Raw genomic sequence first — 26325 nt, 5'->3', positions numbered from 1 at the left:
CTGTCACTTCTCCTGGTCGGAGTCGTCGTCCGGGCCCGCGAGGGCCCGGACGGTGCGGGACGGGCTGGGTCGGCCCAGGCGGGCGGCCATCCAGACGCTGGTGGCGACGAGAGAGCCGAGGTCGACCCCGGTGTCGATGCCGAGGCCGCGCAGCATCCACACGAGGTCTTCGGTGGCGAGGTTGCCGGTGGCGGACTTCGCGTACGGGCAGCCGCCCAGCCCGCCGGCGGAGGCGTCCACGGTGGTCACACCGTGCTGGAGGGCGGCGTAGGTGTTGGCCAGGGCCTGGCCGTACGTGTCGTGGAAGTGCACGCCGAGCGCGTCCACCGGAACGCCGGCGTCGGTGAGGGAGGTGAGCAGGGCGCTCACGTGGCCCGGGGTCGCCACCCCGATGGTGTCGCCGAGGCTCAGCTCGTCGCAGCCCATGTCCAGCAGGGCCCGGCAGACCTTCACCACCTGCCCGACGGGGACCGCTCCCTCCCACGGGTCGCCGAAGCACATCGACAGGTAGCCCCGTACGTGAACGCCGCCCGCGTCCTTCGCCCGCGCCACCACCGGCTCGAACATGGCCAGCGCCTCGTCCACCGTGCGGTTGAGGTTGGCCTTGGCGAAGGACTCCGTGGCGCTGGCGAAGACCGCGACGCGGCGGGCACCGAGCGCGAGGGCGCGGTCGAGGCCGCGTTCGTTCGGCACCAGGACGGGCAGCTCGACCGGCAGGTCGGCGACGGCGGGGAACAGCTCCTCCGCGTCCGCCAGCTGCGGCACCCACTTGGGGTGCACGAAGCTCGTCGCCTCGATGGTCGTCAGGCCCGTGCCGGCCAGGCGGCGGACGAACTCCGCCTTCACCGCCACCGGCACCGTCGCCTTCTCGTTCTGCAGGCCGTCGCGGGCGCCCACCTCGTGGATGCGGACGCGGGCGGGCAGGCCCTTCGCCGGTACGGCCATGGGCAGGCCCAGTTCGGAGGTGTTCACGCCGTCTCCTGTTCGCCGTCGTCCGTGGGTGCGATGACCGCGAGCACCTGGTCCATGGCCACGGTCGTGCCCGGCGCCACGTCCAGCTCGGCGACCGTGCCCGCGTGCGGGGCGGAGATGACGTGCTCCATCTTCATCGCCTCCACCACCAGCAGGCTCTGCCCGGCGCTCACCTCGTCGCCGACGGCCACCTTCACCACCGTCACCGTGCCCGGCATCGGCGCGGTCAGCGAGTCGGCACCCGCGTGGGCGGCGCCCGACAGGGAGGCGGCGACCGGGTCGTGGTCACGCACCTGCCAGGCGTCGCCGTCGCGGCCCAGCCAGTCGGCGGCGCGGTGGAAGGTGTGCCGGACGCCGTCCAGCGTGACGGCGACCCGGTCGTCGGTGACGGTGTGCGTGCCGCGCGGGGCGTGCTCCACCGGGTCCGTGACCCGCAGGTGGAAGGCGACCGGCTTCGGCTCGCCGCCCATGCGCCAGCCGTTCGGCACCGAGAAGGGGTCCGTCCAGCCGTCGCCGCGCGGACGCAGCGCGTCCAGCCGTACGGCCGCCGCCGCCTCGTACACCTCCTCCGGTACGTCCGTGCAGACCAGGGCGTCGACCTCCCGCTCCACCAGCCCCGTGTCCAGCTCGCCCGCCACCACCGCCGGGTGCGCGAGCAGCCGCCGCAGGAACCCGGCGTTGGTCTGCACGCCCAGCGTCACCGTCCGGGCCAGGGCCGCCCGGAGCTTGCGCAGAGCGGTCGCGCGGTCGGGGCCGTAGGCGATCACCTTGGACAGCATCGGGTCGTAGAGGCTGCCGACCTCGGTGCCCTCGCTGAGCCCGGAGTCGGTGCGCACGCCGTCGCCCTCGGGCTCGTGCAGCCTGAGCACCGTGCCGCCGGACGGAAGGAAGCCGCGGGCGGGGTCCTCGGCGCACAGGCGTGCCTCGACGGCGTGCCCGGTCAGCCGCACGTCCGTCTGCGCGAAGCCCAGCTCCTCGCCCGCCGCCACCCGCAGCTGCCACTCCACCAGGTCGAGGCCGGTGACCAGCTCGGTCACCGGGTGCTCCACCTGGAGGCGGGTGTTCATCTCCATGAAGTAGTACTGCGAGGGGTCCTCGCCCGGCACGATGAACTCCACCGTGCCCGCGCCCCGGTAGCCGCAGGAGCGGGCCGCCTGCACGGCCGCCTCGCCCATCGCGGCCCGGGTCGCCTCGTCCAGCAGGACGCTCGGCGCCTCCTCGATCACCTTCTGGTGCCGGCGCTGCAGCGAGCACTCGCGCTCGCCCAGGTGCACCACGTTCCCGTGGCCGTCGGCCAGGACCTGGATCTCGATGTGCCGGGGCCGGTCGATCCACCGCTCCACCAGCAGCGTGTCGTCGCCGAAGGAGGCGCGGGCCTCGCGGCGGGCGGCGGCGATCTCGTCGGCCAGCAGGGCCGCGTCCCGCACCAGCCGCATGCCCTTGCCGCCACCACCGGCCGACGGCTTCAGCAGCACCGGCGTCCCGATCTCCCGGGCGGCCTCGGCGAGCTGCGCGTCCGTCAGGCCGCTGCCGCTGGAGCCGGGCACCACCGGCACCCCGGCCGCCTTCACCGTCTCCTTGGCGCGGATCTTGTCGCCCATCAGGGCGATCGCGTCGGCGGACGGACCGATGAAGACCAGCCCCGCCTCCTCGCAGGCCCGCGCGAAGGCGGCGTTCTCGGCGAGGAAGCCGTACCCCGGGTGGACGGCCTGCGCGCCGGTGCGGGCGGCGGCCTCCAGCAGGCGCTCGACGGAGAGATAGCTCTCCGCCGCCGGCGCCGGGCCGATCCGTACCGCCTCGTCGGCCTCCCGCACGTGCCGCGCGTCCGCGTCGGCGTCGGAGAAGACCGCCACCGAGCGCACGCCCATCGAGCGCAGGGTCCTCACGACCCGCACCGCGATCTCGCCGCGGTTGGCCACCAGCACCGTGTCGAACATCAAGCTCCCCATCGCGCTCCCCATCGAAGTCCCCTCCTCACATCCGGAAGACGCCGAACTGGGGCTCGCCCAGCGGCGCGTTGGCACACGCGGTCAGGGCCAGGCCCAGCACCTGCCGGGTGTCGGCGGGCTCGATCACCCCGTCGTCCCACAGGCGGGCGGTCGCGTAGTAGGCGTTCCCCTGGTGCTCGTACTGCGCGCGGATGGGCGCCTTGAAGGTCTCCTCCTCCTCGGCCGGCCACACCTCGCCCCGGGCCTCCAGCTGGTCCCGCTTGACCGTGGCCAGCACGGACGCGGCCTGCTCGCCGCCCATCACCGAGATCTTGGCGTTGGGCCACATCCACAGGAAGCGCGGCGAGTACGCCCGCCCGCACATCGAGTAGTTCCCCGCGCCGTACGACCCGCCGATGACGACCGTCAGCTTCGGGACCCGCGTGCACGCCACCGCCGTCACCATCTTGGCGCCGTGCTTGGCGATGCCGCCCGCCTCGTAGTCCTTGCCGACCATGAAGCCGGAGATGTTCTGCAGGAACACCAGCGGGATGCCGCGCTGGTCGCACAGCTCGACGAAGTGGGCGCCCTTCTGGGCCGACTCGGCGAACAGGATGCCGTTGTTGGCGACGATGCCGACCGGGTGGCCGTGGACGCGGGCGAAACCGGTGACCAGGGTCTGCCCGTACTCGGACTTGAACTCGGCGAACCGGGAGCCGTCCACCACCCGCGCGATGACCTCGCGGACGTCGTAGGGGGTGCGGGAGTCGACCGGGACCGCGCCGGACATCCCCTGCGGGTCGACCTTCGGCTCGACGGCGGGCTCCACGCCCCAGGGGAGCCGGCCGCGCTCGGGCAGCGTGGAGACGATCTGCCGCACGATCCGCAGCGCGTGCGCGTCGTCCTCCGCCAGGTGGTCGGTCACGCCCGACACCCGCGAGTGGACCTCGCCGCCGCCCAGCTCCTCCGCCGTGACCACCTCGCCGGTGGCCGCCTTCACCAGCGGCGGACCGCCCAGGAAGATCGTGCCCTGATTGCGGACGATCACCGCCTCGTCGCTCATCGCCGGGACGTACGCCCCGCCCGCCGTGCAGGAGCCGAGGACGGCGGCGATCTGCGGGATGCCGGCGCCCGACATCCGGGCCTGGTTGTAGAAGATCCGCCCGAAGTGCTCGCGGTCCGGGAAGACCTCGTCCTGCATCGGCAGGAAGGCGCCCCCGGAGTCCACCAGGTACAGGCACGGCAGCCGGTTCTCCAGCGCCACCTCCTGCGCCCTCAGGTGCTTCTTCACCGTCATCGGGTAGTACGTGCCGCCCTTGACCGTGGCGTCGTTGGCGACGATCACGCACTCCCGGCCGCTGACCCGGCCGATCCCGGCGATGACGCCGGCGGCCGGCGCCTGTCCGTCGTACAGCCCGTCGGCCGCGAGCGGCGCCAGCTCCAGGAACGGCGAGCCCGGATCGAGCAGCGTGTCCACGCGGTCGCGCGGCAGCAGCTTGCCGCGGGCGGTGTGCCGGGCCCGGGCCCGCTCCCCGCCGCCGAGCCGGGCCGCCGCGAGCTTCGCGCGCAGCTCCTCCACGAGGACGCGGTGCGCCTCCTCGTTGGCCCGAAAGGCCTCGGAGGCGGGATCCGCCGCCGTCGTCAGCTCCGGTGCCTCGTGCATCCTGCGGTCCCCTCACCCGATGGTCGATCGGTCGATCGGTTAATGAGCGTTAACGCATTTCCCTCAGGTTAACGACCGCTAACCGCCCTGTCTAGAATTGATCCCATGGCCACCAGAACCGACGCCCCCACCCGCCGCGAGCAGATCCTCAAGGAGGCCGCCCGGCTCTTCGCCGAGCGCGGGTTCCACGGCGTCGGCGTCGACGAGATAGGGGCCGCGGTCGGCATCAGCGGCCCCGGCCTCTACCGGCACTTCGCCGGCAAGGACGCGATGCTCGCCGAGCTGCTGGTGGGGATCAGCGACTCGCTGCTGACCGGGGCGAAGCGGCGGCTGGCCGAGGCCGACGGGGTGACCGGCTCCGGCGCGGGTCCCGAGGCGGTGCTCGACTCGCTCATCGAGGGTCACATCGACTTCGCGCTCGACGACCGCCCGCTCATCACCCTGCACGACCGCGAGCTGGACCGCCTCCGGGACGCCGACCGCAAGATGGTCCGCCAGCTCCAGCGGCAGTACGTCGAGCTGTGGGTCGGGGTGCTGCGCGAGGTCTACCCGGCGGTCCCGGAGCCGAGCGCCCGCTCGGCCGTCCACTCGGTCTTCGGCCTCCTGAACTCCACCCCCCACCTGGGCCGCCCCGGTTCCCTGCCCGGACGCGCGGTGACGGCGGGGCTGCTGCACCGGATGGCTCGGGGCGCGTTCGCGGCGGTCGCCGCCGGATGAGGGGGCGCGGGGAGTGACGAGGGTTACCCGCGCCCGGCTCTGGACGCTCCTCCCTACCCGCCGGTACGGTGAGGTCTGAGCAAGCGCTTAGATACATACCCCTGGAGGTGGCGCGGTGCGCCGTACGGTGTTCAACGAGGACCACGAGGCGTTCCGGGAGACCCTCCGCGCCTTCATCGAGGCCGAGGTCGTCCCCGTCTACGACGAGTGGTTCGCCGCGGGCCAGGCGCCGCGCGACTTCTACTACAAGCTCGGCGAGCTGGGCATCTTCGGCATCAACGTGCCCGAGGAGTACGGCGGCGCGGGCATGGACAGCCACAAGTTCGAGGCCGTCCACTACGAGGAGACCGCCCGCGCGGGCGTCACCTTCGGCGGCTCCGGCGTGCACGTGCTGCTCGCCCTGCCCTACATCAAGATGCTGGCCACCGACGAGCAGAAGAAGCGCTACCTGCCGAAGTTCGTCACCGGCGAGGAGATGTGGGCCATCGCGATGACCGAGCCGGGCACCGGCTCCGACCTCGCGGGCATGAAGACCACCGCCAAGCTGAGCGAGGACGGCACCCACTACGTCCTCAACGGCGCCAAGACCTTCATCACCGGCGGCGTCCACGCCGACAAGGTCATCGTCTGCGCCCGCACCTCCGCGCCCACCGCCGAGGACCGCCGCTTCGGCATCTCCCTGTTCGCCGTGGACACCAAGTCCGAGGGCTACTCGGTGGGCCGCAAGCTGGACAAGCTCGGCCTGCGCACCTCCGACACCGCCGAGCTGGCCTTCGTCGACGTCAAGGTCCCCGTCGAGGACCTCCTCGGCGAGGAGAACAAGGGCTTCTCCTACCTCGGCCACAACCTGGCCTCCGAGCGCTGGGGCATCGCCTACGGCGCCTACGCGCAGGCCAAGGCCGCCGTCCGCTTCGCCACGCAGTACGTCCAGGAGCGCACCGTCTTCGGCAAGCCGGTCGCCCACTTCCAGAACACCAAGTTCGAGCTGGCCGCCTGCCAGGCCGAGGTGGACGCCGCCGAGGCCGTCGCCGACCGCGCCACCGAGGCCCTGGACGCCGGCGAACTCACCCCCGCCGAGGCCGCGAGTGCCAAGCTGTTCTGCACCGAGGTCGCCCACCGCGTCATCGACCGCTGCCTCCAGCTCCACGGCGGCTACGGCTACATGAACGAGTACCCGATCGCCCGCCTGTACGCGGACAACCGCGTCAACCGCATCTACGGCGGCACCAGCGAGGTCATGAAGATGATCATCGCGAAGAACATGGGCCTGTGACCCTCGGGGCATGAGCGAAGCACTCCAGTCCCTCCTCGACCTGCTCGACCTCGAGCGGATCGAGGAGGACATCTACCGCGGCCACTCCCGCTCCGCCGTCGTCCCCCGGGTCTTCGGCGGGCAGGTGGCCGCCCAGGCCCTGGTCGCCGCGGGGCGCACGGTCCCCGCCGACCGGCACGCGCACTCCCTGCACGCGTACTTCCTGCGCCCCGGCGACCCCGGCGCCCCCATCGTCTACAACGTCGACCGCCTGCGCGACGGCCGCTCCTTCACCACCCGCCGCGTCGTCGCCGTCCAGCACGGCAAGCCGATCTTCGGCCTGTCGGCGTCCTTCCAGACGTACGAGGAGGGCCTGGACCACCAGGCCCCGATGCCGGACGCCCCCGACCCGGCGACCCTCCCCACCGGGGAGGAGCGGCTGCGGAGCTATCCGCACCTGCCCGCCGAGACCGTGGAGCGGTTCCTGGAGGCGCGGGCCGCGGTCGACCTGCGTTATGCCGACGACCCGCCCTTCGGCGACTTCGGCACACCCCGCGAGCCGCACTCCCAGGTGTGGTTCCGCACCAACGGCAAGCTCTCCGACGACCCCCTCCTGCACGTCGTCCTCGCCACCTACGTCTCCGACATGACCCTCCTCGACTCGGTCCTGCTCGCGCACGGCCGCGGTGGCTGGGCCGTCGGCGACGTCGTCGGGGCCTCGCTGGACCACGCGATGTGGTTCCACCGGCCCTTCCGCGCCGACGAGTGGCTGCTGTACGACCAGCAGTCCCCGTCCGCGTCCGGCGGCCGGGGCCTCGGCCAGGCGAGGATCTACACCCAGGACGGGCGGCTCGCCCTGTCGGTCATCCAGGAAGGCGTGGTGCGCGTCCCTCGGGAACACTGAGGGGCATGGCGCAACCTCAGCGGCACGAGACCGGTGGCGGCGAGAGCACCTTCACGGTGCTGGTCGCCGCCTTCGCCAACCTCGGCATCGCGATCGCCAAGGCGGTGGCCGGTGTGATCAGCGGGTCCAGCGCGATGCTGTCGGAGGCCGCGCACTCGGTCGCCGACACCGTCACCGAGGTCCTGCTGCTGACCTCCCTCAAACGCAGCGCCCGCCCCGCCGACGAGGACCACCCCCTCGGCCACGGCCCCGAGCGCTACATCTGGGCCCTGCTCGCAGCCGTCGCCACCTTCGTCGGCGGCGCCGTCTTCTCCCTCTACGACGGCGTCCACACCCTCACCCACGGCGAGGAAGTGGGCGACCCGCTGATCGCCTACCTCGTCCTCGCCGTCGCCTTCCTCCTGGAGGGCTACTCGCTGCGCACCGGCCTCAGGCAGGCGCGCGGCGAGGCCCGCCGCCACAAGGTGCCCTTCGGCCGCTACCTGCGCCGCACCCCCGACACCGCCGTCAAGGCCGTCGTCCTGGAGGACTCCGCCGCGCTGGCCGGCCTGCTGCTCGCCGCGGGCGGACTCCTCGGCGGGCAGCTCACCGGCTCCGGCGTCTGGGACGGCGTCGCCTCCCTGTGCATCGGCGCCCTGCTGCTGTACGTCGCCTGGGTACTGGGCCGCTCCAACGCCGAGTTCCTCATCGGCCGCCCGCTGCCCCGCACCGTGCGCGAGCGCGTCCGGGCGGAACTGGTGGCCGTCGAGCACATCGAAGCCGTACTGGAGCTGACCACCCTCGTGCAGGGGCCGCGGGAGGCGCTGGTCGCCGCCAAGGTCGACTTCCGGGACGTGGCGACGGCGGCGCAGATCGAGTGGGCGAGCGAGCGGGCCGAGCAGCGGCTGCGCGAGGAGTTCCCGATGATCCGCCGGGTCTACCTGGACCCGACGCCCGGGTTCGCGCAGCGCCGCTCGGAGGGGCTCAACCCCTGGCCGTGACCGGCGCCGGTCAGCCGACGAGGCCCGCCTCGCCCAGCAGGTACGCCGTCATCGGGTCGTAGTGGCGCGGGCTGACCACGTGGTCGTCCAGCGGCACCGCGACCTGGAGGGTGCCCTCGGACTCGGCGAGGAAGAGCGCCGGGTCGTTGCAGTCGGCGTAGCCCACGGAGTCGACACCGTGCTGGGCGGCGTAACCCGCCCAGCCGTGGTCGGCGACCACCAGGTCGGGCAGCGGGCGGCCCTCGCGCTCCAGCCCCGTCAGGATGGCCCTCATCGGCTCACCGGAATGGGTGTGCCACAGCGAGGCGCCGTGCTCCAGCACCGCCACGTCCGCGAACTGCTGGACGTACCCCTCCTCCGTCGTCAGCCCCTCCGGGATCACGACGATCTCGCAGCCCGCCGCCCGCAGGGCGTTCGCGGTGGCCCGGTGCACGTCGAGCAGACCGCCCGGGTGACCGGTCGCGAACAGTACCCGCTGGCCGCCGTCCGCCGCCTTGCGCAGCCGGCCGGCCATGCGCTCCAGCGCGGCCACGGTCAGCTCGGGGTCGATGGTGTCCTGGCCGTACCGGTACTCCGGGTCGTCGTTGACGCCGACCCGCTCCGCCATCACCGCGAGGACGTCCTGCTCGTCGCTCCACCGGTCGCCCAGCTCCAGGCCGAGCCAGAAGCCCCGGTCGCCGTTGGCCAGTTTGCGGTAGTGGGAGAGGTTGTTCTCGCGGGGCGTGGCGACGTCGCCCGCGATACGGGTTCTGACGAGGTGTTCGGCCAGTTCGGCGCGGCTGGGTGTCCCGGGTATCGGCATGGCTCCATTGTGTAGCAGCCGCCCGTGGGCGTCTTCGGCATGCCGCAGGCTGGGACGCGGGTCACGGTGTGGTCCCTCACAGGTGCCGCAGCGCGAACCACAGCTCCATCCGTACGTCCGGGTCGTCGAGGTCGGCCTCCAGCAGGGCGGCGCAGCGGGCGACGCGCTGCCGGACGGTGTTGCGGTGCACGGACAGGGCGACGGCGGTGCGGTCCCAGCTGCCGTGCAGCGACAGCCAGGCGCGCAGCGTCTCGGCGAGCGCCGGAACGGTGGTGATCGGCGCGAGCAGCGCCCGCGCGTGCGCCTCGGCCTCACCGGCCGGCACCAGGTCGGCGAACGCCGGCCGCTCGGCATGCCGGACCAGCGGGGCCCGCAGGGCCCTGGCCCGCGCCAGCGCCCGCGCCGCCTGCGCGTCGGCGGTCGGCCACCCGGCAGGGGCGGCGGGGGCGCTCACACCGATCGTCCAGCCGGGCTGCGGGGCGGGGCCGGGGCTGGTGGGGGGTTCCGCCGGGGCCGGGACCGCGAACGCACCGGGGCGGTCTTGGCCGGTGGAGGCGCCCCGGCCTGCTTCCGGCGTGACCGCAGTGACCTTCCCGACGGCCGGACCGTCCGCCGTCGCCCCCGCGTCGCGCCGCGGACCTTCGACCGTCCCGCCCTGTGAGCCGCCGCCCCGACCGGGCTCCCGGCCCGCCGGCACCAGGACCCGTACGACGTCGTCCCGCGCGTCGACCAGGGGAGAGCCGAGGGCCGCGCCCAGGGCCGAGGCGGACACCGCGTCGGGGGTGCCGGTGTCCGGGCGGGCGTGGACGACGTACCAGCGGGTGACGGCGCCGCCGCTCAGCAGCGGGGCGACCTCCTCGCGCCGGGCTCCCAGCAGCAGCCGTACCAGTGCCGAGGAGCGGGCCGCGCCCGTGCCGCTCTGGTGCTCGCCGGTGAGCAGGGAGAGCAGCACGGCGGCGACCGACGCGATGGTGTGGTCCCCGGACTCCCGGTGCGGGGCGGCGACCCCGAGGACGAAGCCCTGCCCGGTGCCGAGGGCGTACGCCGCGAGACGGGTGCCGGCGACCGTGTCCGTGGCGGTGCTGGAGGCGTGCCCGGTGACGAACCGGGCCAGCTGCGCCAGCGCCCGCCGCACCTCGTCCCCGGGCTCCCGTCCCGCCGCCGCGATCTCCGTGCCCTCCGGCCCGTACAGCACCGCCCGCCCTTCGAGCCGGCCGGCCAGCCGGCGCAGCACCGACGGCACCGGATCGGGACGGGAGGCCGCCGCGGCCAGGCCCTGCTGCGCCTCCGAGATCCGCCGCAGCTCGGCCAGCCGGGCCTGCGCCATCAGCTGCCACACGGCGCGGGCCACGCCGGAGAACGTCGTCCGCGGCGGCACCTCCACCAACGGCAGCCCGTACGCCTCGCAGGCCGCGACCAGCGCCCCGGGCACCGTGTCGTGCACCGGCGCCACCCCGAAGCCGAGGGCCGCGCCGCCCGCCGCCACGATCCGGGCGACATAGTCGTCGAAGTAGGAGGCCCCCGCGCCCCCCGCATCCGGAATGTGCACGCCCGCCGTCAGCAGCAGCTCACCGCCCAGCAGGTACGGGTAGGGGTCGGACATCTCCGAGGTGTGCGCCCCGTGGAGCGTGACGTCCGCCGCCGGGGGCCCGGTGATCTGGCGGAGCCCCAGGTCGTCGCGGGACAGCAGGGCCGCCAGCGAGACCGGGGGAGTGGGCGGGACGGGCGGGACGGCCGATTCCTGCACGATGGACGATTCCTCCACTCAGATGGCCCCCGCTGGATGAAACGTACACTTCGCAGCCGCTTTCCAGCCACCTAATGTCAACCCGAACCGGAATCCACACCGGCAGCCGCGGGTACGGGCGGATGTCCCCGCGGCGCCACCGGAGAAACCCATCGCACGACACGCCACCGAGAGTGCGCGAAGGAGGGCCCCATGGCCGTCGACTACATCGTGATCGTCGTCTATCTCGCCGGCATGCTGGCCATGGGCTGGTGGGGCATGCGCCGCGCCAAGTCCAAGAGCGAGTTCCTCGTCGCCGGACGGCGCCTCGGCCCCGGCATGTACTCCGGCACCATGGCGGCCATCGTCCTCGGCGGCGCCTCCACCATCGGCGGCGTCGGCCTCGGCTACCAGTACGGGCTCTCCGGCGCCTGGATGGTCGTCACCATCGGCCTCGGCATCCTCGCGCTCTCCGTCTTCTTCTCCGCGCGCATCGCCCGCCTGAAGGTCTACACCGTCTCCGAGATGCTCGACCTGCGCTACGGCGGCCGGGCCGGCGTGATCTCCGGCGTCGTCATGTGGGCGTACACCCTGATGCTGGCCGTCACCTCCACCATCGCCTACGCCACGATCTTCGACGTCCTCTTCGACGTGAACCGCACCCTCGCCATCGTCCTCGGCGGTTCCATCGTCGTCGCCTACTCCACGCTCGGCGGCATGTGGTCCATCACCCTCACCGACATGGTGCAGTTCGTGGTGAAGACCATCGGCGTACTGCTCCTGCTGCTGCCCGTCGCGGTCGTCAAGGCCGGCGGCTTCGGCGAGATGAAGGCCCAGCTGCCCACCGAGTACTTCGACCCGCTGGGCATCGGCGGCGAGACCATCTTCACCTACGTGCTGATCTACACCTTCGGCATGCTCATCGGGCAGGACATCTGGCAGCGCGTCTTCACCGCCGGCAGCGACCGCACCGCCAAGTGGGGCGGCACCGTCGCCGGCACCTACTGCCTCGTCTACGCCGTCGCCGGCGCGGTCATCGGCACCGCCGCCAAGGTGCTCTACCCCAAGCTCGCCAGCCCCGACGACGCCTTCGCCACCATCGTCAAGGACGAACTGCCGATCGGCGTGCGCGGACTGGTGCTGGCCGCCGCCCTGGCCGCCGTGATGTCCACCTCCTCCGGCGCCCTCATCGCCTGCGCCACCGTCGCCAACAACGACATCTGGTCCCGCCTGCGCGGCGCGGTCCGGGGGCCGGAGGGCGAGGGCGCGGACGGGCACGACGAGGTGAAGGGCAACCGCGCCTTCATCCTCGCCATGGGCGTCGCGGTCATCCTCATCTCCATCGCCCTCAACGACGTCGTGGAGGCCCTCACCGTCGCCTACAACCTCCTCGTCGGCGGCCTCCTGGTCCCCATCCTCGGCGGCCTCCTGTGGAAGCGCGGCACCGCGCAGGGCGCCCTCGCCTCCGTCGCCGTCGGCGGACTCGCCGTCGTCGGCCTGATGGCGGCCTGCGGCATCCTCGCCAACGAGCCCGTCTACTACGGCCTCCTGGCCTCCCTCGCCGCCTACGTCGCCGTCTCCCTGGCGACCCGCCCCACCGACGAGGCGACCCTCACCGCCTGGCGCGAACGCCTCGCCGGCCGGGCCCCCGAACCCCAGTCCGAACCGGCGGTCCCGACTCACCAGTAGAGTCGGACAGCAGTAGTGCATACGCGACGAAGCGTAAGAAGGAAGGCAGTACATGAGCAGCAACGAGACGCCCCGCGGCCCCGTCGACTCCTCCCGGATCCCGCGCTACGCGGGCCCCGCGACCTTCGCCCGGCTGCCCCGCCTCGACGAGGTCACCGCCGCCGACGTCGCCGTGGTGGGCGTGCCGTTCGACTCGGGCGTCTCCTACCGGCCCGGCGCCCGCTTCGGCGGCAACGCCATCCGCGAGGCCTCCCGCCTGCTGCGCCCGTACAACCCGGCCCAGGACGCCTCCCCCTTCGCCCTCGCCCAGGTCGCCGACGGCGGTGACATAGCCGTCAACCCCTTCAACATCAACGAGGCCGTAGAGACCGTGGAGGCCGCCGCCGACGACCTCCTCGGCACCGGCGCCCGCCTCATGACCCTCGGCGGCGACCACACCATCGCCCTGCCCCTGCTGCGCTCGGTCGCCAAGAAGCACGGCCCGGTCGCCCTGCTCCACTTCGACGCCCACCTCGACACCTGGGACACCTACTTCGGCGCCGAGTACACGCACGGCACCCCCTTCCGCCGCGCCGTCGAGGAGGGCATCCTCGACACCTCCGCCCTCTCCCACGTCGGCACCCGCGGCCCTCTGTACGGCAAGCAGGACCTCACCGACGACGAGAAGATGGGCTTCGGCATCGTCACCTCCGCCGACGTCTACCGCCGCGGCGCCGACGAGGTCGCCGACCAGCTCCGCCAGCGCATCGGCGACCGCCCCCTGTACATCTCCATCGACATCGACTGCCTGGACCCCGCCCACGCCCCCGGCACCGGCACCCCCGAGGCCGGCGGCATGACCTCCCGCGAACTGCTGGAGATTTTGCGCGGACTCGCGTCCTGCAACCTGGTGTCGGCCGACGTCGTCGAGGTCGCCCCGGCCTACGACCACGCGGAGATCACCTCGGTCGCCGCCTCCCACACCGCGTACGAACTGACCACCATCATGTCCCGCCAGATCGCAGAGGCCCGCGCGAAGTGACCCACGACCACGACCTGGTACTCCGTCCGACCGCCGCCCAGACGGAGGCCGCACTGAATCCTCCCCCCGGCCGCAACGGCGGAGACCTGGTCGTGGAGACCCTGGCCGGGCTCGGCGCCACCACCGTCTTCGGCCTGCCCGGCCAGCACGCCCTCGGCATGTTCGACGCCCTGCGCCGCTCCGACCTGCGCTACATCGGCCTGCGGGTGGAGAACAACGCCGGTTTCGCCGCCGACGCCTACGGCCGCGTCACGGGCGAGGCCGCACCGCTGCTCCTGTCGACCGGCCCGGGGGCCCTCACCTCGCTGGCCGCGCTCCAGGAGGCGCGGGCGGCCTCCGCGCCCGTCCTCGCGATCAGCAGCCAGGTCCCGACGGCCGGCCTCGGCGGCGGACGCCACGGCTACCTGCACGAACTCCCCGACCAGGCGGCCTCCTTCCGCGGCGTGGTGAAGTCCGTCCACACGGTCCGCACCCAGTCCCAGATCCCCTCCGCCATCGCGGAGGCCTGGACTTCGGCGCTGACCGTCCCGCACGGCCCCGTGTGGGTGGAGATCCCGCAGGACGTCCTCCTGGCCGAGACGCCGATCCCGGTCGTGACCGGCGGCGACACCTTCCCCGAGGAACTGCCCCCGCGCCCCGAACTGACGGCGGTCGCCGCCGACCTGCTGACGCGCGCGGAGCGCCCCGCGATCATCGCGGGCGGCGGAGTCGTCCGGGCCGACGCGTCGAAGAAGCTCCGGCAGCTAGCGGAACGCCTCCAGACCCCCGTCGTCACCACCTTCGGCGGCAAGGGCGCCTTCCCGTGGACGCACCCGTTGTCCCTCCAGTCCTGGCTGGAGGACCGCCACACCACGGACTTCCTGGAGGACGCCGACGTACTCCTCGTCGTCGGCTCCGGCCTCGGCGAACTCTCCTCGAACTACCACACCTTCAAGCCGCGCGGCCGAGTGATCCAGATCGAGGCCGACCTCGGCAAGCTCGAGTCCAACCACCCGGCCCTCGGCATCCACGCCGACGCCCGCCTCGCCCTCCAGGCACTGCTGGAGACGGTGGGGGAGCGGACGGACCCGGCGGCCCCGGAGCGCGTGCGCGCGGTACTGGACAAGGTCCGCGAACGCATCGCGTCCCAGGAACTCACCCTGGAGCAGGACGTCCTCGCCGCCGTCCGAGGGGCCCTGCCGCCCGGCGCGCCGTCCTTCTGGGACATGACCATCCTGGCGTACTGGGCCTGGTCGGCCTTCGACGCCAAGGCCCCGAACACCATGCACTCGGCCCAGGGCGCAGGCGGTCTCGGCTACGGCTTCCCGGCGGCCCTCGGAGCGGCGGCGGCCGACCCCACCCACCCGGTCCTGGCGGTCTCCGGCGACGGCGGCGCCCTGTACTCCATCGCCGAACTGGCCACCGCCCGCCAGTACGACCTGAACGTCACCTGGCTGATCGTCGACGACGGCGGCTACGGCATCCTGCGCGAGTACATGACCGACGCCTTCGGCGAGCCGACGGCGACGGAGCTGACCCGCCCCGACTACGTGGCCCTCGCCGAGTCGTTCGGAGTGCCGGGCGTGCGGACGTCCCCTCAGGCCCTGGAGGCCGACCTCGCGAAGGCCCTGGCGACACCGGGGCCCTCGGTGGTCGTCCTCCCCGCCGTACTGCGCATGTTCGCGCCGACGCACCTGGACTGACGGCGGCCGGGCCTACCAGATCGCCTCGACCCACTCCGGGTGGTCGACGAACGGGTTGCGGTTGTGCTGGTACTCGTCGTAGATGACCTGGTTGCGGCGCTCCTCGAAGGCGTCCGGCGGGTCCTCGTCGTTCCACTGCTTCAGCACGTCGAGCTTGCCGATGTACGGGCTGCTGCCGTTGTCGACGCTGCCGTTGACCTCGAGGTCGGCCCAGCCGTCGCCGCCCTCGTAGCGGACCGCCATGTAGAAGATCATGCGGGCCACGTCGCCCTTGACGGCGTCGCGGGGTTCGAAGGAGTCGGAGTCGGTGAGGCTGCCGCCGCTGTCGGTGAAGCCGCTGCCGCCGTTGTCGAAGTCCTTGTTGCCCCGGACGCCGTTGACCCGCACGTCCTCGGGACGCAGGTGGTGGATGTCCGTGCCGGGTCCGGTCGAGGTGCCGAAGTCGCCGTGGGACTTGGCCCACACGTGCTCGCGGTTCCAGTCGCCGGTGTCCCCGCCGTTCAGCGACTTGCTGCGGGAGATGCCGGAGTAGACGAGGATGACGTTGCCGCTGTCGGCCGGGTCCTGGTCGGTGACCTTCAGGGCGTCCCAGACCGCCGAGTAGGAGAGCTTGGTCTGGTCGCTGATGATGGTGTGCAGGGAGGACTTGAGGCTGTCGCCCGTCTTCCCGATCGCGTCCTTGTAGTACGTCGAGTCGTAGTCCGGTGCCGTGGCCGGCGCCGTCGCCGGGTCCGCGGTGGCCGGGGTCGCGGTCAGCGAGGGGGCGGCGAGGGCGGCGAGGGCGGCGGCCGTGGCGAGGGCCACCGCTTTCCGGCGCCGGGTGCGTATCGCGAGCATGTGGGGTGTCCGATCTACGCGTGTGGAGTGGAGCGGTGATTCGAGCGTGACATGGACATGTTGGAGGTGGGGTGTACGCAGGGTGGCGATTGCGTGACGGCGGCCCCCGACCAGGGTGGTCGAGGGCCGCCGTGTCACTGAGGAGGCGTCAGGTGACGTCTGAGGGGTCCAGCCGGTAGAGGTCCGAGGAGGACCCCGACGTGGACGAGGCGCCGTAATCGCTCGCCTCCACGGCCGTGCCGTGCTCCTGCAGCCACCGGGTCACCTCGGAACCGGTCCCGGAGCCGCCGCCCGTGCCCCCGCCGACCTGGACGTAGTGCAACTCGCCCTGCTCCACCAGCTCCTTGAGCCGGGCGAGGGTCATCGCGTTGTCGCTGCCCGACCAGCCCCACATGGAGATGACCGGTTCGCCGCTGCCGAGGATGAGCTGGGCGGCGCTCTGCGAACTGGGGACGGCCAGCAGCCACTTGGCGCCGTCTTGGTGCTTCTTCAGGTAGGCGACCAGCTCGGTGCTCGCGCTGCCCGGCTGCCCGCCCGCGCCGGTGCCGCCGGACGCCCCCGCGTCCTGGCCCGTGTCGTCATTCATTTCCGTGTCGCCGTTCGCTGCGGTGCCGGTGCCTGGCGGTGTGCCGTTCGGGGCCGAGCCGGTCGCGCCTCCCGGAGCCTGGTCCTTCTCGCCGCCGCCCGGGGAGTAACCGCCGCCGGGGCCGCCCTGACCGGCCTGCGGCTGCCCGCCGGGCGCCTCACCACCCGGCCGGCCCTCCCCGCCGCCCGGGAGCCGGCCCCGGCCGCCTCCGCCGCCCGGCCCGCCCATGCCGCCGCCCGTCGAAGGACCGGCGGTCGGGTTGGTCCCGCCCATGCCGCCGCCCGAACCGGACGGCACCGACCAGGCGTACGCCGCCGGGCCCGCGACCCCGGCGACGACGGCCGCAGCCACGGACACCGCCAGCAGCCGCACCCGGCGCCCCGAACGGAAGACGAGCAGGCCCGTGACCGCCAGCGCCATGACCACCGCGATGGCCGGCCACAGCCAGGAGTTCCAGTCCGGGGCCCGGCGCAGCAGCACGACCGCCCATACGCCGGTGACACCGAGGGCGAGCGGCAGCACCCACACCCAGCGCCGGTCGGCCCGGAAGGCGCGCAGCAGCATGACGCCGCCGCCCCCGCACAGCGCCGCGACGCCCGGGGCGAGCGCGGTCGTGTAGTACGGGTGCATCGTGCCCTCGGCCATGCCGAACGTCAGGTAGTGCAGCACCGTCCAGCCGCCCCACAGCACCAGCGCGGCACGCGTGAGGTCGGTGCGGGGCGCCCGGCCGCACAGCACCAGGCCGCCGACGAGCGCGACGCCCGCGAAGGGGAGCAGCCACGAGATCTGGCCGCCGAGGACGTCGTTGAACATCCGCCCGATGCCCGCCGCACCGGAGAAGCCGCCCCCGCCGCCCCCACCTCCTCCGCCCATGTTGCCGTCGCCGCCGAAGATCCTGCCGAGCCCGTTGTAGCCCGTGATCAGGTCCCAGGCCGTGCCGTCCGTCGAACCGCCGATGTACGGTCGCTCGGACGCGGGGACCAAGGACACCGCGGCCGCCCACCAGAAGCTGGACACCACCAGAGCGACGGCTGCGAGCACCAGGTTCCTGATCCGCTTGGCCCAGCCCAGGTTCGTCGCGTACACGTACACGACGAAGATCGCCGGCAACGCGATGTAGCCCTGGAGCATCTTGGTGTTGAACGCGAGCCCGAAGCAGACCGCCGAGCCGACCAGGGGCAGCAGCCGCCCGTTGCGGGCCGCGCGCAGGCTGAGGGCAGCCCCGGCCACCATCAGGAAGACGAGGAGCGTGTCGGGGTTGTTGTCGCGGTTGATGGCGACCGTGATCGGCGTGAGGGCCAGAACGAGCACCGCGATCGCCGCGGCGGCGTGGCCCCACACACGCTTCACGGAGGAGTGCAGGACCCAGATCGTCGCCAGCGCGGCCAGAATCAGCGGCAGCATCATCTGCCAGGTGCCGTAGCCCAGGAGGCGGCAGGACAACCCCATGACCATCAGGGCGAAGGGTGGCTTGTCGACGGTAAGGAAGTTCCCCGCGTCGAGCGAGCCGAAGAACCACGCCTTCCAGCTCTCGGTGCCGCTGAGCACGGCGGCGCTGTAGAAGCCGTTGAGACCGGACCCGGACAGGTTCCAGGAGTACAGCCCCGCCGCCAGGGCGAGGATGGCGAGCAGCGCCGGCAACGACCAGCGTGGCGCGCTGGGCGCGGGAGACGGCACGGGCGGCGGCTCGGGGGCCGCTTGCGGGAGAGCGGTGGCAGATGTCACCACGCCACCGTCTCCGTCGGCGTTGGGCGGGAACTGTGCTCCGACTCGGGGCGAGCTGTGAATCCCGGGCCGTGCTCAGTCCGCCGTGGCCCAAGGGGCGAGCAGATCGCGCAGCAACTCGGCGAAGGCCCCGTCCAAGGTGTCCTCCCACTCCTGGTCACCGACGGCCTCGGGACAGAGGGCGGCGGGACGGGCGATCCACAGGACCTTCCAGGGCCTGGAGAACAGGGCGGCATCGCTCCACACGCCGCCGCGGGGGGCGAGGGGGTGCAGCAGATCGCTGACGCGTCCGGTGACCGTCTGCACCAGGGGGCCGTCCGTCGCGGCATGCGCCCGGGGCAGCGCCGTGCGCGAGGTTCGGGCGACGGCGGCCGTCGTCGGATGACGCCGGACGATGCGTACGACCTGTGTCAGGTGCCGCACGATTCCGTCGACGGTGCCGTCGCTCGGGTCGGTACGGTCCGCCTCGTCGAAGGCTCGGGCGAGTTCCGTCTGAAGCGCGCGCAGGTGAAGCCTGGAGGCGCGGGCGATGGCGGTCACGGACACGTTGGCCGTCGGTGCGCATGAGGGTGCGCACCGTGCTGATCACGTTTCCGGTGCCGAGGGGGTTGCGGTAGGGCCAGGAGGCGGGGCTCATGGCCCCATGGCCGGGAAAAGGCGTGAGCAGTTGGGGGGTGAATGTCATCTGGGCACTCGTATGAGCGAGCGGAGGACAGTTGAGGGTGAAGTGTTCACGCTTTGGAGGGAGGGGGGTCTTCCTTGAGGGACGTGATGAACGACGTCCAGCCGGAAGTAGAGAGGAGCAACGCCGGCCCGTCGGGAACCTTCGAATCCCGCACCGGTATCCCCTCAGGATGACCGTCCACCACCTCCAGGCAACTTCCGGCCTCATTGCCGCTGTAGCTGGACTTGCGCCAGCCCACAAGCTCGGCCGCGTTCGGGATCACAGGCTCAGGCATCGTCTTCGTAGTCCTTCGCTGTCGACTTGAGCAGGGCGACCGTTTCGCGGAGCGACAGTGCGTCGCTCAACGCGTGATAGTAGGCGCCCTGCAATCGGTCGACGACGGCCGGACTGTCGTGGATCTTGGCTACGTGGATGCCTTCCGAGTACGCCACGGGCGGCTGGTCTTCGAACCACATCAGGCTCAGCATGCTCTGCATCACCGGATAGGCGCCCCGGTCCCGGGGCATCACGTGCACTCGCACACGCCCTGCCTCCGCGAGACCGGCGATGTGTGTCAGTTGCCCCGCCATGACTTCTCGATCACCCACGACGCGGTGCAGCAGCGCCTCGTCCAGCAACGCCCAGAAGACGGGTGTGACCGGGTCGTCAAGGAGCCTCGCCCGTTCGAGGCGTGTGACAAGGCGCCTGTCACATTCCTCGGCGGTCAACGGAGGATACGTCGTGCTGAGGACTGCACGCGCGTACGGCCGGGTCTGGAGGAGCCCGGGCACGAACGTCACAGCCGACTCCCGGATGGTCACCGCCTGCGACTCCAACTGCCTTGCCGCCTCGAAGTAGTCCGCGACCGCCGCGTCCTCTTCCGGGAGGAAGCTGCTCAGCACATTCCCCGTGTTCAGGGCGCGGTCCAGCCGTCGCGCGTCCTCCTTCGACGGCACCCGGCGCCCCGCCTCGATGTGCGCGATGTGCGACCGCGTCATGATGGCCATGTCGGCCAGCTGCTGCTGCGTCAGGTCGGCCGCTTCGCGCTGCTGCTTGAGCCAGTCGCCGTAGATGTTGCTCATCCGTTCGACTCCCGTGTGACAAAGGCGCCGTCACATCCGCACCCCTGGCGAGCCTAGCTCCGCTCGTCTCACTCTGTACGCGCATCGCTACGGAAAGCGAGACCCCCGCGACCGTCGCACCGGTCCGGGGGCGTGGTCACCGATCTCCACGGAGCCGACGACATGCGTCACCGTATCGCCCGCCTCGCCGGGCTGCCCCTGCTTCCACTGCTCGCCCTCCTGCTGCCCGGCTCAGGGCGGCGCCGCCGCCGACGTCCTCCCGCGACGGAATCCGCCGAACCCTCGTACACCCCGGACATGACCGTCCGCCGCACCGGTATGCCGGCCCTGCGGGGAGAGGACAACGTGCTCGTACGCCCCTACCTGCTCGCCCACGAACGGCAGGAGGAGGCCCGACGGCGCCAGGCCCGGCGCCGCGCGCTCCGGTTCGCGGTGCACGGCATCGACCTCGGCCCGCGGGTGCCGCACGGCGTGGAGGTGGCGCGGTGAAGTACGGCGCGCGTCCGGCCCGGCTGCTGCCCTGGGCCGGCTCCGAGGGCAAGCCCTGCTACCTGCTGACCGACGGCGACGGCCCGCTGTCGCGGATCGCCGACGTCGTCGAGACCACCCACCTCGACATGGCGGAGGAGCTGTTGGACCACGCCGCCGCCCTGCTCGCGGACGCTCGGGCGACGCCCGAACAGCTCCGCTTCACGCTGCACCGCATGCGCGAGGCGCTCACCGAGGTGCACCGCGTCGCCCAGAGCCGGGGCATGAGGTCGCGCTGAAGGTGAGCCGTCACTCGACCAGTTCCGGAAAGGCCTCCTTGAACTCGGCGAGCTGAGCGCGATAGCCGGCGTTGAATTCGGCCAGTCCGTGCACGCCGAGGTTCTTCTCGAAGGCGACACTCTGCCTGGGCACCAGGGCGGGTATCGCGCGGAACACCTCACCGGCCGCCTTCGCGTGCCTGCCCTTCTGGAGGGTGACCACCAGGTCCTTGAAGAGGTCCAGTTTCAGGTCCTGGATGCGTTCGCTCGGACTGTCCTGCCCTGTGAGTTCCTCATCGGCGACCGGCTTCGGCTCGGAGGGCTTGGTGAGGAACTTCAGTACTCGCATCGTCGCGTACAGCCGACCGGCCAGTCTGTGGCCGCTCTCGTTCTGGTCTGGCATGGCTCATTACTTGCCACCTGTACCCCGCCGAACCCTGTCCTTCGGAAAGCGGTCAACTCTCGGCCATTCCCCCGGCCTAGGGTTTCGGCCATGCGCCCGAGAATGCTCCGCACCTCCCTCGCCACCCTCACCGCCGGCCTCGCGGTGGCCGGCTGCCTGGTCACCGCCGGACCGGCCGTCGCACAGGAACGTCCGCAGGGGAACGCCTGCTCGCCCGCCGTCTCCCTCGCCGGCTACTCCGACGCCCTCGACAAGACCACCCACGACGGCACCTACGTCGGCAACTTCTCCGCACTCGCCCCCGACCGCCGGGGCACGGTCGCCGCCCTCTCCGACCGGTCCGCCCTCTTCCGGCTGGATGCCCGCTCCCTCCAGCCACGGGACGTCGTCCCGCTCACCGACGAGAACGGCGCCGCCCTCGACGCCGAGGGACTGGTAACCGACCGGGACGGCACCTACCTCGTCTCCTCCGAGACCGAGCCGTCCGTCCGCCGCTACTCCCGTACCGGCGAGATCCTCGGCCGCCTCCCCGTGCCGGAGGCGCTGCGCACCGCCCCGGAGGGCCGCGCCCGGGCCAACGGCAGCTTCGAGGGGCTGACCCTCCTGCCCGGCGGCCGGACCCTGATCGCCTCCATGGAGTACCCGCTCGCCGGGGACCCCGCCGACCTCGTCCGCTTCCAGACCTGGCGGCGGGCCGGGCACGGCGACTTCCGGCTCGGCACCCGGTTCGCGTACCGGACGGACCCCGGCCTGGGCGTCTCCGAGGTCACCGCGACCCCCTCCGGCCGCCTGCTCGTCCTGGAACGCGGCTTCACCTCGGGCGTCGGCAACACCGTCCGCCTGTACCTGACCGACCGGCACGGCGGCGGCGCCGCACTCGGCAAGACCCTCCTCGCCGACCTGGCCGGCTGCCCCACCCTCGGCGCCACCGCCAAGCAGCCCCAGCCCAACCCGCTCCTCGACAACTTCGAGGGGATGGCCGTCACCGGCCGGAGCAAGGGCCGCCTGGACGTCCTGATCGTCAGCGACGACAACCAGAACGCCGTGCAGACGACCCGCTTCCTGCGGCTCCGCGTGCGCGCCTGAATCGTCGCTGCGGGATGAAATCCCCGCTCGCCCGCGTTGGTGCCTTCCGGTAGATCAGGTGAGCAGGACGACCGACGGACGACCGGAGGGCACGGCGTGGACGCGCAACGGGGATGGGCACGACGACTGGCGGGTTACGCCTGGCGCTATCCCAAGGACGTGATCCTCGCCCTCGGCGCGTCGCTGGGCGGCATGGCCGTCATGGCCCTGGTCCCGCTGATCACCAAGGTCATCATCGACGACGTGATCGGCGCGAAGACCAGGGACATGGCCGTCTGGGCCGGTCTGCTGATCGGCGCCGCGGTCGTGGTCTACGTCCTGACCTACATCCGGCGGTACTACGGCGGCCGGCTCGCCCTCGACGTCCAGCACGACCTGCGCACCGACATGTACGGGACGATCACCAGGCTCGACGGGCGGCGACAGGACGAACTGTCCACGGGACAGGTGGTCGGAAGGGCGACCAGCGACCTCCAGCTGATCCAGAGCCTGCTCTTCATGCTCCCGATGACCATCGGGAACGTCCTGCTCTTCCTGATCTCCCTCGTGATCATGGCGTGGCTGTCCCCGCCGCTCACCCTGGTCGCGCTCGCCGTGGCGCCCGCCCTGTGGTTCATCGCCCGTCGCAGCCGCACCCGCCTGCACCCGGCCACCTGGTACGCGCAGGCGCAGGCCGCCGCCGTGGCCGGTGTGGTCGACGGGTCGGTGAGCGGCGTACGCGTGGTGAAGGGCTTCGGGCAGGAGGAGCAGGAGACGGGCAAGCTCAGGGAGGTCGGGCGCAGGCTCTTCGCCGGGCGGCTGCGGACGATCAAGCTGAACGCCACCTACACCCCCGCCCTCCAGGCCGTCCCCGCCCTCGGGCAGGTCGCCATGCTCGCCCTCGGCGGCTGGCTGGCCGTGCGCGGCAACATCACCCTCGGCACCTTCGTCGCCTTCTCCACCTACCTCGCCCAGCTCGTCGGACCGGTCCGCATGCTCGCCATGGTCCTCACCGTCGGCCAGCAGGCCCGCGCCGGCACCGAGCGGGTGCTGGACCTGATCGACACCGAACCGGCGATCGAGGACGGCGCCAAGGAGCTGCCCGCCGACGCGCCGGCCACCGTCGAGTTCGACGACGTGTCCTTCGCCTACGGGAACGGGAACGGGAACGAGGCCGGTGACGGCTCCGGCACCCCCGTCCTCGACGGTCTGTCCTTCGAGATCCGGCCCGGCGAGACCCTCGCCGTCGTCGGCTCGTCCGGCTCCGGCAAGTCCACGGTCTCCCTGCTCCTGCCGCGCTTCTACGACGTGACGCGCGGCGCCGTCCTGGTCGGCGGCCACGACGTGCGCGAGCTGACCCTCGACTCGCTGCGGGCCGCCATCGCCCTGGTGCCCGAGGACTCGTTCCTCTTCTCGGACACCGTGCGCGCCAACATCGCCTACGGCCGCCCCGACGCCACCGACGAGGAGATCGAGGCCGCGGCGCGGGCCGCGCAGGCCCACGGGTTCATCACCGAGCTGCCCGACGGCTACGGCACCACGGTCGGTGAGCACGGACTGACCCTCTCCGGCGGCCAGCGCCAGCGCGTCGCGCTCGCCCGCGCCATCCTCACCGACCCCAGACTGCTGGTCCTCGACGACGCCACGTCCGCCGTGGACGCCCGCGTCGAGCACGAGATCCACGAGGCGCTGAAGGAGGTCATGCGGGGCCGCACCACCCTCCTGATCGCCCACCGCCGCTCCACCCTCGGCCTCGCCGACCGCATCGCCGTACTCGACCGGGGCCGCCTCGCCGACCTCGGCACCCACGAGGAGCTCCAGGAGCGTTCCGCCCTCTACCGGCGTCTGCTGACCGACCCCGACGAGCTGGGCGGGGTCTCCCCGGGGCACGCCCGGCCCGCCGCACCCGCCGAGGACACGTCCGTACGCGACGAACTGGACGCCGAGTTCGACGCCGAGCGCGGGATCACCCCGCGGCTGTGGACCGGCGACCGCACGCCGCGGGACGCCGCCCTGGCCGGCACCCCGGCCACCCCGGAACTGCTCGCCCAGGTCGACGCGCTGCCCCCGGCCGACGGGAAGCCGGAGGTGGACGAGGCGCGGGCGGTCGAGCCGGAGGAGTCGTACGGGCTGCGACGGCTGCTGCGCGGCTTCCGCACCCCGCTGCTGATCAGCCTCGCCCTGGTGGCCGTGGACGCCGGCATGGGGCTGCTGCTGCCGGTGCTGATCCGGCACGGCATCGACGAGGGCGTCACCCAGCTGGCCCTCGGCGCGGTCTGGGCGGCCTCGCTGCTGGGCCTGCTGGCCGTGCTCGCCCAGTGGACGGCGCAGACCGGCGAGATCCGCATGACCGGCCGGACCGGGGAGCGGATCCTGTACTCGCTGCGGCTGAAGATCTTCGCCCAGCTCCAGCGGCTCGGCCTGGACTACTACGAACGCGAGCTGACCGGCCGGATCATGACCCGGATGACGACGGACGTGGACGCGCTGTCGACGTTCCTGCAGACGGGACTGGTCACCGCCTTCGTCTCGGTCGTCACCTTCTTCGGCATCATGGTCGCCCTGCTGGTGATCGACGTGCAGCTGGCGCTGGTCGTGTTCGCGACGCTGCCGCCGCTGATCATCGCCACGTACTTCTTCCGCCGGGCCAGTGTGAAGGCGTACGAGCTGGCCCGCGAGCGGGTGTCCACGGTCAACGCCGACCTCCAGGAGTCGGTGGCGGGGCTGCGGATCGTGCAGGCGTTCCGGCGTGAGCGGGACGGCGGGCGGCGGTTCGCAGAGCGCAGCGACAGCTACCGGCAGGCCCGCATCCGGGGCCAGTGGCTGATCTCGGTCTACTTCCCGTTCGTGCAGCTGCTGTCCTCGGGGGCGGCGGCGGCCGTGCTGGTCGTCGGCGGTGTGCGGATCGACAACGCGACGCTGACGACGGGCGCTCTGGTGGCGTACCTCCTCTACATCGACCTGTTCTTCGCGCCCGTCCAGCAGCTCTCCCAGGTCTTCGACGGCTACCAGCAGGCGTCCGTGTCCCTCGGACGCATCCAGGAACTGCTGCGGGAGCCGACCTCCACCCGGGCCGCCGAGAAGCCGTCGGAGGTCACGTCCCTGCGCGGCGAGATCGCCTTCGAGGACGTGCGCTTCCAGTACGGGGACGACGAGGAAGCCCTCACCGGCATCGACCTGCGCATCCCTGCCGGGCAGACCGTCGCGTTCGTCGGAGAGACCGGCGCGGGCAAGTCGACGCTGGTGAAGCTGGTGGCCCGGTTCTACGACCCGACCGGCGGCCGGGTCACGGTCGACGGGCAGGACCTGCGCGACCTCGACCTCACCTCCTACCGGCACCGGCTCGGCGTCGTCCCGCAGGAGGCGTACCTGTTCCCCGGCACCGTCCGCGACGCCATCGCGTACGGACGCCCGGACGCCACCGACGCCGAGGTGGAGGCGGCGGCGCGGGCGGTCGGCGCCCACGAGATGATCGCCCGGCTCACCGGCGGCTACCTCCACGAGGTCGCCGAGCGGGGCCGCAACCTCTCCGCCGGGCAGCGGCAGCTGATCGCGCTGGCCCGCGCCGAGCTGGTCGACCCGGACGTCCTGCTCCTCGACGAGGCGACGGCGGCCCTGGACCTGGCCACGGAGGCGCAGGTCAACCAGGCCACCGACCGCATCGCGGGCCGCCGCACCACGCTCGTCGTCGCGCACCGGCTGACCACGGCCGCCCGCGCGGACCGCGTCGTCGTCATGGACCACGGGCGGGTCGCCGAGGACGGCACGCACGAGGAGCTGCTGGCGCTCGACGGACGGTACGCGCGGCTGTGGCGGACGTTCGTCGGCGCCGCCGAACCGGAGGAGCCGGTCGGCGCGCTGCACTGAGCCCGCGCAACCTT

General features: G+C 72.4%; 22 protein-coding genes. 11 read left to right on the top strand and 11 right to left on the bottom strand.

Annotated elements, in window-relative coordinates; genetic code table 11:
• Positions 1-3: 3 nt before the first annotated feature.
• Genes ACFW47_RS03915 through ACFW47_RS03905 form a run of 3 tightly spaced genes read right to left on the bottom strand, consistent with a single transcriptional unit; the run spans position 4 to position 4563 of the window.
• Positions 4-972: a hydroxymethylglutaryl-CoA lyase gene (locus tag ACFW47_RS03915; RefSeq protein WP_386285914.1), complete on the bottom strand. Its 969-nt coding sequence runs from the start codon at positions 970-972 to the stop codon at positions 4-6.
• On the bottom strand, positions 969-2909 hold the full coding sequence (locus ACFW47_RS03910; protein ID WP_386304832.1) for an acetyl-CoA carboxylase biotin carboxylase subunit: 1941 nt from the start codon (positions 2907-2909) through the stop codon (positions 969-971). The genes ACFW47_RS03915 and ACFW47_RS03910 overlap by 4 nt, the downstream gene beginning before the upstream one ends.
• Before the next feature lie 37 nt (positions 2910-2946).
• Positions 2947-4563, bottom strand: coding sequence for a carboxyl transferase domain-containing protein (locus ACFW47_RS03905; RefSeq protein WP_386304659.1), 1617 nt, complete (start codon positions 4561-4563; stop codon positions 2947-2949).
• Between the two features lie 105 nt (positions 4564-4668).
• Here ACFW47_RS03905 and ACFW47_RS03900 point away from each other — a divergent pair, with 105 nt between their 5' ends.
• The 4 genes from ACFW47_RS03900 to ACFW47_RS03885 all read left to right on the top strand — a co-directional run bounded on the left by ACFW47_RS03900 (position 4669) and on the right by ACFW47_RS03885 (position 8416).
• Positions 4669-5280: a TetR/AcrR family transcriptional regulator gene (locus ACFW47_RS03900; protein ID WP_386285910.1), complete on the top strand. Its 612-nt coding sequence runs from the start codon at positions 4669-4671 to the stop codon at positions 5278-5280.
• 115 nt (positions 5281-5395) lie between these two features.
• Entirely contained in the window at positions 5396-6553 is a 1158-nt protein-coding gene (locus ACFW47_RS03895; RefSeq protein WP_386285908.1) for an acyl-CoA dehydrogenase family protein, read from the top strand.
• Between the two features lie 10 nt (positions 6554-6563).
• Positions 6564-7436 (top strand): acyl-CoA thioesterase, encoded by an 873-nt coding sequence (locus tag ACFW47_RS03890; RefSeq protein WP_386285906.1) that lies wholly within the window; start codon positions 6564-6566, stop codon positions 7434-7436.
• 5 nt (positions 7437-7441) lie between these two features.
• Complete coding sequence (locus tag ACFW47_RS03885; RefSeq protein ID WP_386285903.1) at positions 7442-8416, top strand: cation diffusion facilitator family transporter; 975 nt, start codon at positions 7442-7444, stop codon at positions 8414-8416.
• A gap of 10 nt (positions 8417-8426) precedes the next feature.
• Here ACFW47_RS03885 and ACFW47_RS03880 read toward each other — a convergent pair whose 3' ends face one another.
• Both ACFW47_RS03880 and ACFW47_RS03875 read right to left on the bottom strand, forming a co-directional pair.
• Positions 8427-9218 (bottom strand): phosphatase, encoded by a 792-nt coding sequence (locus ACFW47_RS03880; protein WP_386285901.1) that lies wholly within the window; start codon positions 9216-9218, stop codon positions 8427-8429.
• Positions 9219-9294: 76 nt separating this feature from the next.
• Positions 9295-10965, bottom strand: a complete 1671-nt coding sequence (locus tag ACFW47_RS03875) for a helix-turn-helix domain-containing protein (RefSeq protein ID WP_386304657.1) — start codon at positions 10963-10965, stop codon at positions 9295-9297.
• A 192-nt stretch (positions 10966-11157) separates the two neighbouring features.
• Between ACFW47_RS03875 and ACFW47_RS03870 the strand changes: the two genes are divergently transcribed.
• Genes ACFW47_RS03870 through ACFW47_RS03860 form a run of 3 tightly spaced genes read left to right on the top strand, consistent with a single transcriptional unit; the run spans position 11158 to position 15336 of the window.
• Entirely contained in the window at positions 11158-12633 is a 1476-nt protein-coding gene (locus ACFW47_RS03870; protein WP_386285896.1) for a sodium:solute symporter, read from the top strand.
• A 52-nt stretch (positions 12634-12685) separates the two neighbouring features.
• Positions 12686-13654 carry an agmatinase gene (gene speB, locus ACFW47_RS03865; protein ID WP_386285894.1) on the top strand — a complete coding sequence of 323 codons (969 nt, stop codon included), beginning with the start codon at positions 12686-12688 and terminating at the stop codon, positions 13652-13654.
• On the top strand, positions 13651-15336 hold the full coding sequence (locus ACFW47_RS03860) for a thiamine pyrophosphate-binding protein (protein ID WP_386285892.1): 1686 nt from the start codon (positions 13651-13653) through the stop codon (positions 15334-15336). The genes speB and ACFW47_RS03860 overlap by 4 nt, the downstream gene beginning before the upstream one ends.
• Before the next feature lie 12 nt (positions 15337-15348).
• Here ACFW47_RS03860 and ACFW47_RS03855 read toward each other — a convergent pair whose 3' ends face one another.
• The 5 genes from ACFW47_RS03855 to ACFW47_RS03835 form a co-directional block, all read right to left on the bottom strand.
• Positions 15349-16173, bottom strand: coding sequence for an endonuclease I family protein (locus ACFW47_RS03855; RefSeq protein WP_386285890.1), 825 nt, complete (start codon positions 16171-16173; stop codon positions 15349-15351).
• Between the two features lie 148 nt (positions 16174-16321).
• Positions 16322-18484 carry an ArnT family glycosyltransferase gene (locus ACFW47_RS03850; protein ID WP_386304830.1) on the bottom strand — a complete coding sequence of 721 codons (2163 nt, stop codon included), beginning with the start codon at positions 18482-18484 and terminating at the stop codon, positions 16322-16324.
• Between the two features lie 75 nt (positions 18485-18559).
• Complete coding sequence (locus tag ACFW47_RS03845; RefSeq protein ID WP_386304656.1) at positions 18560-19024, bottom strand: hypothetical protein; 465 nt, start codon at positions 19022-19024, stop codon at positions 18560-18562.
• A gap of 191 nt (positions 19025-19215) precedes the next feature.
• On the bottom strand, positions 19216-19443 hold the full coding sequence (locus ACFW47_RS03840; RefSeq protein ID WP_386304653.1) for a DUF397 domain-containing protein: 228 nt from the start codon (positions 19441-19443) through the stop codon (positions 19216-19218).
• Complete coding sequence (locus tag ACFW47_RS03835) at positions 19436-20230, bottom strand: Scr1 family TA system antitoxin-like transcriptional regulator (protein ID WP_386304651.1); 795 nt, start codon at positions 20228-20230, stop codon at positions 19436-19438. The genes ACFW47_RS03840 and ACFW47_RS03835 overlap by 8 nt, the downstream gene beginning before the upstream one ends.
• Positions 20231-20392: 162 nt before the next feature.
• Here ACFW47_RS03835 and ACFW47_RS03830 point away from each other — a divergent pair, with 162 nt between their 5' ends.
• Complete coding sequence (locus ACFW47_RS03830; RefSeq protein WP_386304650.1) at positions 20393-20719, top strand: hypothetical protein; 327 nt, start codon at positions 20393-20395, stop codon at positions 20717-20719.
• A complete protein-coding gene (locus ACFW47_RS03825) occupies positions 20716-20997 on the top strand; it encodes a hypothetical protein (protein ID WP_386285881.1) in 282 nt (93 codons plus the stop codon). The genes ACFW47_RS03830 and ACFW47_RS03825 overlap by 4 nt, the downstream gene beginning before the upstream one ends.
• A 10-nt stretch (positions 20998-21007) precedes the next feature.
• Here the strand turns inward: ACFW47_RS03825 and ACFW47_RS03820 are convergent, their stop codons facing one another.
• Positions 21008-21379, bottom strand: coding sequence for a hypothetical protein (locus ACFW47_RS03820; protein ID WP_386285879.1), 372 nt, complete (start codon positions 21377-21379; stop codon positions 21008-21010).
• A 90-nt stretch (positions 21380-21469) separates the two neighbouring features.
• Between ACFW47_RS03820 and ACFW47_RS03815 the strand changes: the two genes are divergently transcribed.
• Positions 21470-22465 carry an esterase-like activity of phytase family protein gene (locus ACFW47_RS03815; RefSeq protein ID WP_386285877.1) on the top strand — a complete coding sequence of 332 codons (996 nt, stop codon included), beginning with the start codon at positions 21470-21472 and terminating at the stop codon, positions 22463-22465.
• Positions 22466-22561: 96 nt separating this feature from the next.
• Positions 22562-26311 (top strand): ABC transporter ATP-binding protein, encoded by a 3750-nt coding sequence (locus ACFW47_RS03810; protein WP_386285875.1) that lies wholly within the window; start codon positions 22562-22564, stop codon positions 26309-26311.
• Positions 26312-26325 lie beyond the last annotated feature (14 nt).

It is taken from the genome of Streptomyces sp. NPDC058796, assembly GCF_042745235.1.
GTDB lineage: Bacteria > Actinomycetota > Actinomycetes > Streptomycetales > Streptomycetaceae > Streptomyces.
Note: the sequence above shows the minus strand (reverse complement) of the source record. Positions and strands in the feature narration are given on the sequence as shown.

Coding starts and splice junctions, on each gene's coding strand:
- ACFW47_RS03855 (WP_386285890.1), bottom strand. CDS start 16,173: ATGCTCGCGATACGCACCCGGCGCCGGAAAGCGGTGGCCCTCGCCACG.
- ACFW47_RS03870 (WP_386285896.1), top strand. CDS start 11,158: ATGGCCGTCGACTACATCGTGATCGTCGTCTATCTCGCCGGCATGCTG.
- ACFW47_RS03820 (WP_386285879.1), bottom strand. CDS start 21,379: ATGCCAGACCAGAACGAGAGCGGCCACAGACTGGCCGGTCGGCTGTAC.
- speB (WP_386285894.1), top strand. CDS start 12,686: ATGAGCAGCAACGAGACGCCCCGCGGCCCCGTCGACTCCTCCCGGATC.
- ACFW47_RS03885 (WP_386285903.1), top strand. CDS start 7,442: ATGGCGCAACCTCAGCGGCACGAGACCGGTGGCGGCGAGAGCACCTTC.
- ACFW47_RS03830 (WP_386304650.1), top strand. CDS start 20,393: ATGCGTCACCGTATCGCCCGCCTCGCCGGGCTGCCCCTGCTTCCACTG.
- ACFW47_RS03835 (WP_386304651.1), bottom strand. CDS start 20,230: ATGAGCAACATCTACGGCGACTGGCTCAAGCAGCAGCGCGAAGCGGCC.
- ACFW47_RS03890 (WP_386285906.1), top strand. CDS start 6,564: ATGAGCGAAGCACTCCAGTCCCTCCTCGACCTGCTCGACCTCGAGCGG.
- ACFW47_RS03840 (WP_386304653.1), bottom strand. CDS start 19,443: ATGCCTGAGCCTGTGATCCCGAACGCGGCCGAGCTTGTGGGCTGGCGC.
- ACFW47_RS03905 (WP_386304659.1), bottom strand. CDS start 4,563: ATGCACGAGGCACCGGAGCTGACGACGGCGGCGGATCCCGCCTCCGAG.
- ACFW47_RS03815 (WP_386285877.1), top strand. CDS start 21,470: ATGCGCCCGAGAATGCTCCGCACCTCCCTCGCCACCCTCACCGCCGGC.
- ACFW47_RS03900 (WP_386285910.1), top strand. CDS start 4,669: ATGGCCACCAGAACCGACGCCCCCACCCGCCGCGAGCAGATCCTCAAG.
- ACFW47_RS03910 (WP_386304832.1), bottom strand. CDS start 2,909: ATGTTCGACACGGTGCTGGTGGCCAACCGCGGCGAGATCGCGGTGCGG.
- ACFW47_RS03880 (WP_386285901.1), bottom strand. CDS start 9,218: ATGCCGATACCCGGGACACCCAGCCGCGCCGAACTGGCCGAACACCTC.